We start from the raw sequence: 14,958 nt of genomic DNA, 5'->3' as shown, positions 1-14,958 counted from the left end.
ATCTTTAGATTCTCGATTATCTCGCTTAGAAATTGATTTAGATGAGAAATAATTATAATATCCAGACCGTGAAACACCTGATAACTCACAAAAATAGCTAACCTTATTTTTAAGTTTATGTTTTTCTATTACTGATCTAATTAAAATAAATTTCTCTTGAACTAGCAATTCTATTTTCTTTTTATCACCTTCCTTTCTATCATTTCTAACTTTTTTAGTAATTCATTTTCAGCCTGCAGAAGTTTTGTTTTTGCTTCAAGTTTTTTATATTTTTCACTCGGTCTTCCATTATTAAATTTTCTAGTGTCCTGTAATTGAGTTATTCCATTTCTGCGAAATGCGGAGCGCCATCTTTTACCTGATGATTCAACACGTTTCATACCTAAAATATCTATGTTAAATCCACATTCCTCAAATATTTCTCTTGGGAACTTTCCACTTTGATTTTCAATTATAAATCTTCTTTTAAATTCATCTGTGTATGTAATTCCTTTACTACTAACTTTTTTTACATATTTATTTTGTGATAATATTTCTATTTCTTTTTCTGTAAATAATTTTTTGCTCATTACATTCTTCTCCTAATGATATTTATTTTATTATACATAAAAATACCCTATGGCATAGACTTTTTTTAAATTGTCTATTCCATAAGGTACATTTTACATTTTAAAAAAATCCTAGATTTTTTATTTAATAATTTTTATACTTAAGAAAATTGACAATGCAAAAATCTATTCTTTATTAAGAATATACTCATTGCTTAATTTCCCTATAAATAGAATTTTGGTGATGTATGTGATAAAATTACAAAATGTGATAATATTTTTAGTGCATTAATAACAATATAAGCATATATAATGAAGTTTAAAGTAAATAATAAATTTTAGTAGGATACATAAATGCAATTTAAAGTGCAATTTATATGACTATTCTTAAAAATACAACTAATATATAATTTAATTGGGTGATGAAATGGTTTACTTAAATCTAACATCAAGACAAAAGAAAATTCTAAAATATATTTTAGAAGCAAAAGACTATGTTAATGGCCAAAAGTTAGAAGAAAAATTTGATATATCAAAAAGAACATTAGCTAATGAAATTTCAAAATTAAAATCATTTTGTGATGAAATGGGAATAGAGCTTATTCTAAAGAGAGGCCTAGGTTATAAGTTAATAATCAAAGATGAGGATAAAAGAAAAGAAATTATTGAATACTTAAGTGAAAAAAAGGATATAGAAAATGAAGATTTTAATAGATTGAATTCCATTTTAGAAATCTTGATTTCAAGAAATTTTTCACAAAATAACAAGGCTATAAAGCTAGAAGAGTTATCTTCAGAGTTATTTGTAAGTTTATCCACGATAAAGCAGGATATAAAAAAAGCTAAGAAAATATTGGAAAAATATAAATTAGGCATAAATAGAATATCTAATAATGGTATAGCCCTAAGTGGAAATGAACTTGATATAAGAAGTTTTATTTCTAATTATCTCTTTAGGAATAGTAAAAAACTTAAGTATTTAAATGTTAATGATTTTGATTTTTCAATATCCAATGAAAATGCTATTTACCAACTAATATCAGATATTGTTTTAGAAGTTGTTAAGAAATATGATCTTGAGTTAAGTGATTTAGGATTTAAAAACTTATGCATTCACATAATAATAGCAATTTATAGGATTAAGAAAAATAATTTCATAAGTTATAATAATTTAATTTTTAATGCTGAATGTAAAGAATATAGAGCAGCCTTAGAACTAAAAAAAGCCATAGAGGAAAATTTCTCTATTGAATTGCCTTATGAAGAGGGGGTTTATCTATATCAACATTTAGTGTCTCAAAAAAAGCTGTTATTAGATACAGATAGTAATAACAGTTATGAAGATAAGTATATTGATGTCATATTCAAGTATTGTCTTGATTTAGTTTATGAATATAGTGGAATCAACTTTTTAAATGATAATATTTTGAAGAGTGGACTATTAATTCACCTTAGAAGTGCAATAAATAGAATTAATTTTGGAATGAGCATAGAAAACTCAATGCTTGATGAAATTAAGTCTAATTATACCTTTGCTTATGATATAGCTATCATTTTTTGTGAAGGTTTAAAAAATAAAATAAATATTGAGATACCTGAAGATGAAATTGGTTTTATAACCTTACATTTTGCAGGAGCAATTGAAAGGTTAAGATTAGCCAATAAAATAAATAGATATAGAACTATAGTAGTTTGTGCTACTGGTGTAGGTACAGCAATTTTATTAAAAACTAAGTTAGAAAATAAATTTAAGGATTTTATAGAAATCAAAGGATTCTATCCAGCATTTAAGCTGAACCATATGGACCTTTCAGAATATGACTTAGTTATAAGTACCATTCCTTTAGAAAATATTAATTTACCGGTAATTAACGTTTCACCAATAATGCTAGAGGATGATTGCAGAAAGATAACTAGATTTATAAGCAATAGACAAAATAGTAATTTTAAAAATAATATTTTTAAAGAAGATCTATTTTTTAAAGATTTAGACTTAGATAATAAAAAGAACATAATAGAATATCTAGCAAGGGCCATGAGAGAAAATGGTTACATAGATGAAGAAGCTGAAGCTTCTTTTATTGAAAGAGAAGAGATGTCATCTACTGAGATAGGAAATAAGGTTGCCATTCCTCACTTTATAAAAGGACAAGTTTTTGAAGAATCTATAGCTATTGCGATTTTAAAAAATCCAATCACTTGGGATAAAACAAAGGTGCAATTAGTTATGATGCTAGCTTTTAAACTAGGTCAGGACTCTGAAAAGTCATTTTTAGAAATTTATAGTGGGATAGATGATATTAATAAGGTTAATAGATTGATAAGATGTACAAATCTAGAGGAATTTAAAGAAGTCTATGGCAACTAAAGAAAGGAGTGGGAGCATTGAAGGAAGACTTAATATTTATTAATGAAAGTTACAAGGATTGTTTTGAGTTTTTAGAAAGTATATCTGATAGGTTAATACAAGCTGGTTATGTAAAGGAAAGCTTTAAAAATGCAATAATTGAAAGAGAAAAAGTATTTCCAACAGGATTACCTGTTGAACCTATTGGAGTAGCAATACCACACTGTGATAGTGAACATGTAAATAATCCTGGAATAGTTTTAGTTAAATTTAAGGATGATGTTAAATTCAATAATATGGATGGTAGTGGTGAAGTAAATGTTAGGATAGCATTTGTTTTACTAGTTAAGGAAAAACATAAACAAGTAGCAGTTTTACAAAAGTTAATGGAAGTAATATCTAATCAAGATATTCTTATGAAGATATACAATGAAGAAAATAATGAAAAACTAATTAATATTATGAAAGAGGTTGGTTTAAGATGAAAAAAATAATAGTAGCGTGTGGAGCAGGAGTTGCAACATCAACAATAGCAATTCAAAAAATAAAGGCAGGATTAGAAAAAAGAGGATTATTAGATAAGGTTCAAATAACTCAATCTACAGTTGTAGAATTAGCAAAACAAGCTAAAAACTTTGACTTAATTGTTACAACTGCAATGACTTCAGAAGACTATGGAGTTCCACTAATAAAAGGATTACCTTTTATTACAGGTATTGGCGTTGAAAAAGTAATAGATGAAATAGTTCAAGTATTAGGTCTATAGATTAAATTTATAAGAAAATTTAGGAGGTAAAGATCAATGGCTGCATTACAATATTTAGTAGATTTAGGAGCGGCAGTTATGATGCCGATTATATTTATAGTATTTGCTTTAATTTTAAGGGTTAAGGTAGGGCAAGCTATTAAATCAGGTTTATTAGTTGGAATTGGATTTATTGGATTAAATACAATAATAGGCTTATTAACAGATAACTTAGGACCAGCAGCAGAAAGAATGGTTGAAAATTTTGGCTTAAATTTAACAGTATTAGACGTTGGCTGGCCAGCTGCATCAGCAATTGCTTTTGGATCAACAGTAGGGGTTTTAATAATTCCTGTATGTCTTCTTGTAAATGTAATTATGCTTTTAACAAAGACAACAAGAACTATTAACGTAGATATATGGAATTTCTGGCATTTTGCTTTCACAGGTTCTTTAATATATATGTTAACAGGAAACTTAGGTATAAGTTTATTCATATCAGCTCTAAATATGATTATAACAATGATTATAGGGGATAGAACAGCACCTTTAATTGAAAAGTTCCTAGGACTTCCAGGAGTTTCAATTCCTCATGGTTTCACTGCATCTTTTGTTCCTCTTGCTTTAGGAATAAACTGGGTATTAGATAGAATACCAGGAATCAATAAAATAAAATTGGATGCAGAAGAAATTCAAAAGAAATTTGGAGTTTTTGGAGAACCAGCTATCTTAGGTACAGTAATAGGAGCTTTATTAGGAATCCTAGCTAAATATAATGTTAAAGATACACTTAACTTATCAATGGTAATGGGAGCTGTTTTAGTATTAACACCAAAAATGGCTGCAATCCTTATGGAAGGTTTAATGGTTGTTTCAGAAGCAGTACAAGAATTACTTCAAAAGAAATATGCTACTAAAGGTTCTTTATATATAGGTTTAGATTCAGCTGTTGGAGTTGGTAACCCAGTAACATTAGCAATTTCATTAGTTTCAATTCCAGTTGCTTTATTATTAGCATTCATTGTTCCTGGAAATCAATTCTTACCATTTGCTAGTTTAGCAGGTTTACCATTTATGTTTGTTCTTATAGTTCCTATAGCAAGAGGTGACTTCTTTAGATCCTTTATAATAGGAGTTATAACTATAGGTTTAGGGTTATTAATAGGAACTAACCTAGCACCATTATTTACAAAGGCAGCTGCAGCAGCTAATTTCTCTATACCAGGAGGAACTACATTAATATCAAGTATAGATTATGGTTCAAGTATCTTCCCATGGATTTCAGTTAAGTTAATGAACTTTAAGTGGATTGGAATAGCTATAGCAACTATATTTACAGTAGCATTAATGCTTTGGAATAGAAAAATGATAATAAAAGAAGAAAATGCTCAATAAATTTAAGCTAAACAAGATTTAATAGGAAAGAGGATGTTCTTAAGATGATATTTTTCTTAGATACAGCAAATGTAAATCATATTAAAAGGGTAAATGATATGGGAGTAATAAGGGGGGTTACTACAAACCCTTCCCTTATAGCAAAAGAAGGAAGAGATTTTAAGGAAGTCATTAAGGAAATAACTGAAATTGTTGATGGACCTATAAGTGGAGAAGTTGTAAGTGAAAAAGCAGAAGATATGATTAAAGAAGGTAGAGAAATTGCAGCTATCCATAAAAATATGATAGTAAAAATTCCTATGACTGAAGAAGGTTTAAAAGCTGTAAAAGTTTTATCGCAAGAAGGTATAAAAACTAATGTTACTTTAATATTCTCTGCAAATCAAGCTTTACTTGCAGCAAATGCAGGAGCAACTTATGTAAGTCCATTTTTAGGAAGAATAGATGATATATCTATGAGTGGAATAGATTTTGTAAAGGATATAGCTGAGATCTTCTCAATTTATGGTATTAAAACTCAAATAATTGCAGCAAGTGTAAGAAATCCAATACATGTTATAGAAGCAGCTAAGGCAGGAGCTGATATAGCTACAATTCCTTATGAATTAGCTATGAATATGCTTAAGCACCCATTAACTGATCAAGGTTTAGAAAAGTTTAAGGCTGATTGGCAAGCAGCTTTTGGAAAATAAGAAGAATTATATAGACTGACTAATAATGAAGGAATGAGGCTGAAGATGAGTAGAACTTTAGATAAATTATGTATAAATTCAATAAGAATACTTTCAGCAGATGCAATTGAAAAGTCAAAGTCAGGGCACCCAGGATTACCACTGGGTGCTGCTACTATGGCATATGTACTGTGGACAAAGATGAATCATAATGGAAGAAATCCAAAATGGGATAATAGAGATAGATTTATTCTATCAGCTGGTCATGGCTCTATGTTAGAATATTCTTTATTACACCTATTTGGATATGGTATAACCCTTGAAGATATAAAAAACTTTAGACAAGTAGGAAGTAAGACTCCAGGTCATCCTGAATATGGTCATACTCCAGGGGTTGAAATAACAACGGGACCATTAGGACAAGGTATATGTAATGCTGTTGGAATGGCTATTGCAGAAAGTTATCTAGCTGAAAAATTTAATAAAAAGGGTTTTGATGTTGTTAATCACTATACTTATGCTATAGTTGGAGATGGATGCTTAATGGAAGGAATTTCAGCAGAAGCATCATCTTTAGCAGGAACTTTAGCATTAGGAAAGCTTATAGTTTTATATGATTCAAATAACATATCAATAGAAGGAAATACAGATATAGCCTTTAAAGAGGATGTTGCAAAGAGATATGAAGCCTATAACTGGCAAGTTCTTAAAGTAAATGATGGTAATAACATTGAAGAACTTGAAAAAGCTATTGCTGAAGCACAAAAGGAAATTAAGAAGCCATCTCTTATAATAGTTAAAAATCAAATAGGTTTTGGATGTCCAGCAAAGCAGGGAAAGGCATCTGCTCATGGAGAACCTTTAGGAGCTGAAAACATAAAGGAAATGAAGGAAAATTTAGCTTGGAAACAAGAAGAATTTTATGTTCCTAAAGAAGTATATGAATATATGAATACTTATATAAATGCAGGAATAGAAAAGGAAGAGGCTTGGAAGAACCTATTTGAAGATTATAAAAAATCTTATCCAGAGCTAGCAGAAGAATATTCTAATTGGATGTCAGGAGAAATTGATAAGGAAGCTTTATTAAATAATAAAGACTTCTGGAGTTTTGATAAAGCTATGGCAACTAGAGAATCTTCTGGAATAATCATAAATAGATTAGCAGATTTAATCCCTAATCTTATTGGAGGATCAGCAGATTTAGCTCCTTCTAATAAGACTTATATGAATGGAAAAGGAGACTATTCAGAAGAAAATAGAAGCGGAAGAAATCTTCACTTTGGAGTAAGAGAACACGCTATGGCTGCTATAGCTAATGGTATTTATGCTCATGGAGGATTAAAGGTATTTTGTGCTACCTTCTTTGTATTCAGTGATTATATGAAGGCCGCCATGAGGTTATCATCTTTAATGAAGCTGCCAGTAACTTATGTATTAACTCATGATAGTATTGGGGTAGGGGAAGATGGACCAACTCATCAACCTATAGAACAATTGGCAGCCCTTAGAAGTATGCCAAATATGACTGTATTTAGACCTGCGGATTCTTATGAAACTGCAGCGGCTTGGTATTATGCAGTAACTAATAGTTCAACTCCAACTTCAATAGTTCTAAGTAGACAAAAATTACCTTTATATGAAGGCTGTGAGAAGAAGGCATTAAGAGGGGGATATATAATTAGAGATTCTAAGAAAGAAAATCCAGATATAATCTTAATGGCTTCAGGATCAGAAGTTGAGTTAATTTATAAGGCAGCAGAAGAATTAGAAGGACAAGGAATAGATGCTAGAGTTGTAAGTATTCCATCCTTTGAAATTTTTGATGCTCAAGATAAGGAGTATAAAGAAAAGGTTATGCCAAATAATATAAGAAAAAGAATGGCAGTTGAAGCCTTATCTTCCTTTGGCTGGCATAAGTATGTAGGACTTGATGGTGAAATTATTTCCTTAGATACTTTTGGTGAATCAGGAAAGGCGGCAGAATTATTTAAGAAGTTTGGATTTACGGTAGATAATATTGTAGAAAAGGTTGAAAAATATATAAAGAATAATTAAGATAATATAAATCTAATCGTTCTAAATACAATCTATAAAAAATCTCTAGGGAGAAGGAGAAAACCCTAGAGATTTTTTATAAATGGGGCAATCTTGTGTAAATTTCTTTTACAATGAAATATTCAATTTTAAGTTACGATTAAATTTCTCAGAATCATCAAATAAATCTAAAGAGTTGAGTGTAACTTCCATTAAAATGTTTTTCTTATTATTAAAAACTTTTTTAATAGCTATTTCTAAAAGATTTTTAAGAGTAATTGCTAGTTTGTAGGAAAATTTCATACTAAAAAGGAACTGTAATAATAAATAATATGTCTATTTGAAGTCAATTAAAAAGAGAATATTTCCTGGAAAATATTTCAAGATATTTCCTTGGGGATATTTGTAATATGATTTATGAATAAATTTACCCTAACATTTATTTTAAAAATACTATTAATGAAAGTAAGCTTTATGAAAGTGAAAAGATATATAAAGACCTCTTAAAATTAAATGAAGATCTAGCCAAGAGAATAGAAAAAGAAAAAAGGCTTGCAAAAGAAGAGGAAGAAAAGTTAGCTGCAGAAAAAGCTAAGAAAGAAGAACTTGAAAAGGAGTAAATTAAAAAAGAAATCAAAAATTCAGAAACTGCTAAAAATGCAGAAACTACTTCAGATAAAATTGGAAATACATCTCCAGATGCAAATCCTAAGATCATATTGGCCATGAACTATCAAAAATTATATAGTTATTAATACAGGACTGCCTAAGGCCGTCTTTTTCATGGAGAAAAATTTTCTTCATACAAGAATGTAAAGATTTAATTAATATAAACATTATGCTAAAATAAAGAAGTGAATATAAGGTTTTTTTGAAAGTGGAGAATATAATGAGATATATAACTGGCATAATTATTGGGATATTTGTTACATTACCAGTAGGTCCCTTAGGTCTTATGGCAATACAGAGAACAATAAAAAAAGACTGGAAAACTGGCTGCTTAGCTGGAATTGGAGCGGCTCTTTCTGATATGGTTTATTCCTCTATAGCAGTTTTAGGGGCAAGCTTCATTGATGAATTTATAAATAAAAATAAATATTTTATAAGTGGCACAACAGGAATAATATTTTTAATAGTCGGGATTAATATTTTAATGAGTGGAATAGAAAAGAGTAAGCTAAAAGAGCTTCCTAAAGAAGAAGGGATGCATCCTTTTTTTATACATTTCCTTCTAGGCTTATCTAACCCAATGACCTTTATAGTATTTATAACAGTCTTTGCAGCTATGGGGGTAAGCATAGATAATACAGAGCTATTTAAAAATGTAATTTTTGTTATATCAATTTTCATTGGTTCCTGTATTTTATGGTTAGTAACATCCAATATAGTTGAAAAGACTAAAAGCAGACTAAAATTTGAGAGTTTTATTTTTATAGACAAGCTAATAGGAGCAGTAATAGTTATCTTTGGTATCTGTGGAATTTTCAAAGGGATAGCTGGCTTATAAAAGAACTTCTATCAAAAAAGAAGAGGACAAGACCTCTTCTTTTTATTTTTATATATTTACAAATTTTTCCTTACTAATTATGTTAAATTATTTCTATAAATTTACATTATTTAGGAATAAAGTTGTTAAATTATATTTTTAGGAGGCAGCTTTTATTAAAAGTTTACAACAGCCTTTTTTCCAAGGTCTAAAATTAACAAGGCATCTTTAAAGGAAATTTCATAAAGATCAAGCCTTTCTCCAGCCACTTCTATAATTTCCTTATAGTCTGGGTGCTTTTTAATGAATTCATCCTTTAAATCATAAATGCTTAAATTACTCTTTTTAACTATAGCCCTCTTTACCCTAATATGTTCACTGCTTTCTGCTGATAGGGGAACAGTAGTGAAGGCAACATTATTATTATGAATAAATTCAAAGGTCTTTTCAGATCCTCTAAAGGAAGCAAAAAATATTGTCCCTTCCTTATCCTTCTTATAGCAGAAGTTTACAGCTCTTACATTTGGAAAATTATCAATTGATGTTGCCAAGGCAATTCTATTAGTTTCATCTAGTATTCTATAATATTCTTTTAAATTATCCATCTTTATTCTCCTTTTCCTCTTTATTATTGATTTTTCCCACTAACTACAATCTTATTCTATCATTTAACCTTGACATCAGTATGTCATAGTTATGCTATAAAATAAAAATTAAAGGAATGATGAATATGAAAACTGATAGACTAATTGCTATTATTATGCTTCTCCTTCAGCATAAAAAAATAAGTGCTTCCAAACTTGCAGAAATGTTTGAAGTAAGTACAAGGACAATATATAGGGATATTGAAGCAATTAATTTAGCTGGTATCCCAATAGTTACTTATCCAGGAGCTAACGGGGGAGTAGGGATTATGGAGGAGTTTAAAATAAATAATAAGTTTTTTACAACTTCTGAAATAGAAAAGATGCTGCTGGGGCTAGGAAGTATTTCGCAGATAATTTCAAATAATGAATTAAAAAATACCCTGGCAAAAGTAAAAAGTCTAATTCCAGCTTCAAATCTTAGGGATATTGAATTAAAATCTAACCAAATTTCTATTGATATTACTCCCTGGATAGGAAATAAGAACTTTCATCCTAATTTTGAAAAAATAAAGGAAGCCCTTAATGAAAATAAATATATAAGCTTTGATTACTTAAACAATAAAGGAGAGAAGAGTAAAAGAAAAATTGAGCCTTACAGGTTACTTTTAAAGGAAGGCTATTGGTATCTTCAAGCTTACTGCACAGAAAAAGAGGACTTTCGCACCTTTAAGTTATCAAGGATGAGCAAGGTAGAAATACTAGAGGAAAATTTTATTCCAAGAGATTTTGATTTTAATGCTTTAGCTACTATAAAAAATTCAGGCAAAAAAATTATAAAAATAAAGCTTATAGTGGATGAACTTCTTAGAGATAGAATGATAGAACTATGTGGAGAAGAAAACATAAAGCCTTGGAAGGAAAAAAAGCTTATAGTAGATTTTCCTTTTATTGATGATGAATATAGTTATAATATCCTTCTTGGTTTTGGAGATAAATGTGAGTGTATAGCTCCAGCTTCTATTAGGGAAAAATTAATTAAGAAAATAGAAGACTTATTAAAAATTTATAATAAATAAAAAACTTCCCTTTCCTTGGAGAGTACCTTCGAGGAAAAGGGAAGTTTTAATTTTTATCTATTTATATTAAAGGATTTATTTTTAGTTTCATAATATATCATATTACTATGCTTATCAAGGTAATATGAAAAATAAGATATTTTAAACAAAGTACCTTGACAGACATAATACTTTGATGTATATTATAGCTACAAGAAGAAAAACAACTTAAAGAAAGAGGCGAGGAAAATTGGACAGTAAAATATCATCAGATTTAATTAGAGGGCATACAGATACAATTGTTCTTGGAATTTTAAAAGAAGGGGACAGTTATGGCTATGAAATTTATAAAAAGATAATTGAAAAAAGCGAAGGAGCCTATGAATTAAAGGAAGCTACCCTTTATTCAAGTTTTAGAAGATTAGAAAAGGATAGCTATATAACTTCTTATTGGGGAGATGAAACTCAAGGGGGAAGAAGAAAGTATTATAAGATAACAGCCTTGGGAGAAAACTTATATAATCTTAACAAACAAGACTGGGAATTTGCTAAAAGAATAATAGATAAACTTATTTAATAGGAGGTCAGGAACAGCAACTGGCGAAGTCTTTATTGCAATAGGATCCTTAATGGTTTATGTGTTAGCAGGCGTTGCCCTGATGCTATATTTACTTTTAACAGGCAGAAGTAGAAAAAAATAATTGGAGGGAAGATAATGTTAAATAGAGAAGTACAAAAGACAGAATTATCGCTAATTTTAACTTTAGGGGCAATAGCTCTTATAAGGCCTCTTTCAAAGATAACAGGCATAATTGATATTTTTGGTAATAAAGCAAGGGGAAGTCTCTTAATGACCTTAATTGTTTCTGGAATTTGGATATTTATTGTAGTAAAAAATAAGCTTGAAAATCCAGTTTCAACCCTTGTTTATGCAGGACTATGTTATGGAATAATTGCTATAATCTTAAGCGGAATTTTATCTCCTATCTTAACTGGAAGATTGCAAGGACCTTTAGTTTTTCCACCGGCTATATTTATGGTTCTTCTAACAAATATAATTTGGGGCTTTATAGCAGGATTAATAGCTAAGGCTTTAGCAGGAAATAAAAATTAATTTAAAAGAAGACTTCCAATATATCTATTCTTTAAAGAATAGTAAATTGGAAGTTATTTTTATGCAAATTATATATAAACTTAAATTATTCAAGATTTTTTCCTGTAAAGGCTAAAGGAAGCAGTTCTCCTAAGGTATATTCTAAGTAATCTTCTGTACTTTTAGCTATAATTACCTTAAAGGTTTTCAAATCACAGAATTCAGCCATAACTTGTCTGCAAACAGCACAAGGTGCACAATAATCTCCTTCTCCCTGTTCAACACCATTTTTATTTCCTACTATTGCTATTGCAGTGAAGTCCTTATGCCCTTCAGAAATTGCTTTAAAGAAGGCTGTTCTTTCTGCACAGTTAGTAGGAGTATAAGCTGCATTTTCAATATTACAGCCAGTGAATACGGTTCCATCAGCGCAAAGTAAGGCTGCACCAACATTAAAGTTAGAATAAGGAGCGTAACTATTCTTTTGAACTTCAAAGGCCTTTTCTATTAATTCTTTTACTTTTATCATAGCTATCATCAACCCTTCATGAAAATTTCAAACATCTAGAGATATTTGGGAATATAGTATATCATTATTAGGAAAAGATGTAAATAACTATTTCCAAATATTTTAAGAAAAAATAAAGATCTATTTATCCCTGTATAAATAATTTCAAAACTTGAATTTATCACTTATAGAAATTAAAGAATATATTATAATTATAAATAATAAATCAGGAGATTTGCATGGAAAATTCAAAGTTACCTTCCTTAATGGTCTTTGCCTTTTGTTCAGCAGTAAATGATAACCTGGATAGTATTTATTATATTTACAAACTTTATGGAAAAAGCTTTGAAAACATAAAGAATAATAAGGCAGTTCTAAAGCTTAGTAAAAATGCTAAAAGTATTTTTAAGGATTTATTTAAATAAAAATATTAGTCCTGAAGAATAGCAGCTTCAGGATTTTTTATGTCTGGTTTTATTATTAGATAAATTGTCAATATTTTTAATAGTAATAATAATTTAAGGCTTGTCAAACTTATAAAAAAAGGAGTAAAATTATAGCTCAATGGATTTTTATTTTCTTTTGGCAAAAGGTTTATCCTTTTATAAAAATTTATAATGCTTATAGATAAATTGAAAGGATGAAGAATTTTGGATAAATCAAAGTTTTATACAAAAAAAATAAATATAGTTATAATTGCATTAATTTGTACCTTTTTATGGGGAAGTGCCTTTCCAGCTATAAAGCTTGGTTATGAGATTTTTAAGATTGAAGCCAATGATATAGGAGGAAAGTTTATTTTTGCTGGCTATAGATTTTTCCTAGCAGGATTATTTGTGCTCTTAATCCAGATAATAAGAAAATTAAAGGTCTTTAAGATAAATAAAAAGGATTTAAAGGAATTTACCCTTCTAGGTATTAGTCAAACAACCCTTCAGTATATATTTTTTTATATAGGAATGACCTATACGACAGGGGTAAGAGGTTCAATTATAAATGGAAGTTCAACCTTTTTTAGCATAATATTAGCCCACTTTATTTATAAAAATGATAAACTAAGCTTTAATAAAATAATAGGCTGTGTCCTTGGCTTTGCTGGAGTTGTTATAGTAAATCTTGGAGGAAGCTCCATTTTATCAGGAAGTTTTTCCTTTAGGGGAGAAGGCTTTATAATGATTGCAGCTTTATTAACTTCAATATCTTCAATTTATGGCAAAAAAATAAGTCAGGATAAGGATGCTTCTACAGTAACTGCTTATCAGCTTACTATTGGGGGCCTTTCCTTAATTTTTTTAGGCTATCTTTTTGACGGACATTTAGCAAATTTCACAGTAAGATCAAGCTTACTTTTAATATATATGGCTTTACTTTCTTCAGTGGCTTTTGCCTTATGGTCCCAGTTAATGAAGTATAATAAGGTTGGAGTGATTTCGGTTTTTAACTTTTTAATTCCTGTCTTTGGAACTATTCTTTCAGCTATGATGCTTAAGGAAAATATATTTGATATTAAAATACTTATCGCATTAATTTTTGTCTGTTGTGGAATTTATTTAGTTAATAAAATAAAGGAAGAGGAAATCCTTCCTTATAAGGAAATAATAAATAATGAAAAATAATTTTTAAAGGCTGAAGAAATTCAGCTTTTATTAGTTATATGATTTAAATTGATAAAATGAATAAGGAGGAGAATTTTTGTGAAGGATAATAATAAGGAAGAAAATAATAGATTAAATATTATTAAAGAGTGGGAAGGTAAAATTGTAAAACACTTTAAGGGAGATCTATACTTAATCCTTGATACTAATGTGATTCATACAGAAACTAATGAAAGAATGATTTATTATAAGGCTTTGTATGGTGACTATGGCACTTTTGTAAGACCTGCAAGTATGTTTGCTGAAAGATGCAGTAAAGAACAGTTTGATAAATATGGACAGGAATATAGATTTGAGTTGGTAGAAATAAAATCTAAGAAAAAGTAATAAAATTTAAAAAGTTAGAAATAATAAGCTTTGAAAAAAGATTTAAAGCTTATTAGAGGTGCAAAATGCAGTTAATTATAATTTATATAATATCAGTGCTCTTAAGTATTAGATTTTTTCAAGTAGCAACAAGGGGAGATGACTCATAAATTAATAAAATTGAGAAATATAGCTATAATATTGAATTATTTATAGATTTCATATAAAATTAATTAGTACAATATTAAATCCAATCCCCTATAAAGGCACTTGTAGAAATACAGGTGCCTTTTTAAATAAATTTTAAATTTTTTTAAAATCTATTGACTTAGAGTGAACTCCATAGGGTAAAGTATTAATAGAAGGAATTAACAAAATAATAAATAAAGTAGAAGTTAAAAAATGGTTGTGTAAAGTAAATATGAAAAAATAGCGTAGCTACATGTATAATTACACAATATTGTTCAGTTTTTCTTTAAAATTTAAAAAAATTGATTTAGAAAGCTTGTTTTAAACAAAAAATGG

Annotated in this window: 15 protein-coding genes and 1 pseudogene; 13 read left to right on the top strand and 3 right to left on the bottom strand. The window is 28.8% G+C overall.

The genetic code is table 11. The features are described 5' to 3' along the window. Positions 1–569, bottom strand: a pseudogene (locus tag KQI16_RS11415) (HTH domain-containing protein); the annotation flags it as partial. A gap of 406 nt (positions 570–975) precedes the next feature. Between KQI16_RS11415 and KQI16_RS11410 the strand changes: the two are divergent. The 7 genes from KQI16_RS11410 to KQI16_RS11380 all read left to right on the top strand — a co-directional run bounded on the left by KQI16_RS11410 (position 976) and on the right by KQI16_RS11380 (position 9,250). Beyond that, on the top strand, positions 976–2,916 hold the full coding sequence (locus KQI16_RS11410; RefSeq protein WP_216434564.1) for a BglG family transcription antiterminator: 1,941 nt from the start codon (positions 976–978) through the stop codon (positions 2,914–2,916). Between the two features lie 17 nt (positions 2,917–2,933). Further along, positions 2,934–3,380 carry a PTS sugar transporter subunit IIA gene (locus KQI16_RS11405; RefSeq protein ID WP_216434562.1) on the top strand — a complete coding sequence of 149 codons (447 nt, stop codon included), beginning with the start codon at positions 2,934–2,936 and terminating at the stop codon, positions 3,378–3,380. Then, on the top strand, positions 3,377–3,661 hold the full coding sequence (locus tag KQI16_RS11400; RefSeq protein WP_216434560.1) for a PTS sugar transporter subunit IIB: 285 nt from the start codon (positions 3,377–3,379) through the stop codon (positions 3,659–3,661). The genes KQI16_RS11405 and KQI16_RS11400 overlap by 4 nt, the downstream gene beginning before the upstream one ends. A 36-nt stretch (positions 3,662–3,697) precedes the next feature. Continuing rightward, complete coding sequence (locus KQI16_RS11395; protein ID WP_216434558.1) at positions 3,698–5,035, top strand: PTS galactitol transporter subunit IIC; 1,338 nt, start codon at positions 3,698–3,700, stop codon at positions 5,033–5,035. Between the two features lie 44 nt (positions 5,036–5,079). Continuing rightward, positions 5,080–5,727 carry a fructose-6-phosphate aldolase gene (gene fsa, locus KQI16_RS11390; protein ID WP_216434556.1) on the top strand — a complete coding sequence of 216 codons (648 nt, stop codon included), beginning with the start codon at positions 5,080–5,082 and terminating at the stop codon, positions 5,725–5,727. A 45-nt stretch (positions 5,728–5,772) separates the two neighbouring features. After that, on the top strand, positions 5,773–7,764 hold the full coding sequence (gene tkt, locus KQI16_RS11385) for a transketolase (protein WP_216434553.1): 1,992 nt from the start codon (positions 5,773–5,775) through the stop codon (positions 7,762–7,764). Between the two features lie 868 nt (positions 7,765–8,632). Next, on the top strand, positions 8,633–9,250 hold the full coding sequence (locus KQI16_RS11380; RefSeq protein ID WP_119864913.1) for a LysE family translocator: 618 nt from the start codon (positions 8,633–8,635) through the stop codon (positions 9,248–9,250). A gap of 155 nt (positions 9,251–9,405) precedes the next feature. Here KQI16_RS11380 and KQI16_RS11375 read toward each other — a convergent pair whose 3' ends face one another. After that, positions 9,406–9,834: a pyridoxamine 5'-phosphate oxidase family protein gene (locus KQI16_RS11375; protein WP_119864914.1), complete on the bottom strand. Its 429-nt coding sequence runs from the start codon at positions 9,832–9,834 to the stop codon at positions 9,406–9,408. Positions 9,835–9,959: 125 nt separating this feature from the next. On the opposite strand from KQI16_RS11375, the gene KQI16_RS11370 reads away from it, so the two are divergent. From KQI16_RS11370 to KQI16_RS11360, 3 genes are all read left to right on the top strand, one after another. Continuing rightward, a complete protein-coding gene (locus KQI16_RS11370; RefSeq protein ID WP_119864915.1) occupies positions 9,960–10,892 on the top strand; it encodes a helix-turn-helix transcriptional regulator in 933 nt (310 codons plus the stop codon). Between the two features lie 229 nt (positions 10,893–11,121). After that, positions 11,122–11,448: a PadR family transcriptional regulator gene (locus tag KQI16_RS11365; protein WP_216434551.1), complete on the top strand. Its 327-nt coding sequence runs from the start codon at positions 11,122–11,124 to the stop codon at positions 11,446–11,448. Positions 11,449–11,586: 138 nt separating this feature from the next. Then, positions 11,587–11,985 carry a hypothetical protein gene (locus tag KQI16_RS11360; RefSeq protein ID WP_216434549.1) on the top strand — a complete coding sequence of 133 codons (399 nt, stop codon included), beginning with the start codon at positions 11,587–11,589 and terminating at the stop codon, positions 11,983–11,985. 85 nt (positions 11,986–12,070) lie between these two features. On the opposite strand, the gene cdd is transcribed toward KQI16_RS11360, so the two are convergent. After that, entirely contained in the window at positions 12,071–12,493 is a 423-nt protein-coding gene (cdd, locus tag KQI16_RS11355; protein WP_216434569.1) for a cytidine deaminase, read from the bottom strand. A 218-nt stretch (positions 12,494–12,711) separates the two neighbouring features. Here cdd and KQI16_RS11350 point away from each other — a divergent pair, with 218 nt between their 5' ends. From KQI16_RS11350 to KQI16_RS11340, 3 genes are all read left to right on the top strand, one after another. After that, positions 12,712–12,897: a hypothetical protein gene (locus KQI16_RS11350; RefSeq protein ID WP_216434547.1), complete on the top strand. Its 186-nt coding sequence runs from the start codon at positions 12,712–12,714 to the stop codon at positions 12,895–12,897. Positions 12,898–13,122: 225 nt separating this feature from the next. Continuing rightward, on the top strand, positions 13,123–14,088 hold the full coding sequence (locus KQI16_RS11345) for a DMT family transporter (RefSeq protein WP_216434545.1): 966 nt from the start codon (positions 13,123–13,125) through the stop codon (positions 14,086–14,088). Positions 14,089–14,166: 78 nt separating this feature from the next. Continuing rightward, complete coding sequence (locus KQI16_RS11340; protein WP_330654219.1) at positions 14,167–14,454, top strand: DUF1653 domain-containing protein; 288 nt, start codon at positions 14,167–14,169, stop codon at positions 14,452–14,454. The last annotated feature ends 504 nt before the right edge of the window (positions 14,455–14,958 follow it).

The sequence above is a fragment of the Caproiciproducens sp. MSJ-32 genome (assembly GCF_018918055.1).
Classification (GTDB): domain Bacteria; phylum Bacillota; class Clostridia; order Clostridiales; family Clostridiaceae; genus Clostridium.
The sequence above is the reverse complement of the archived record's forward strand: the minus strand, read 5'-3'. Positions and strand labels throughout refer to the sequence as shown.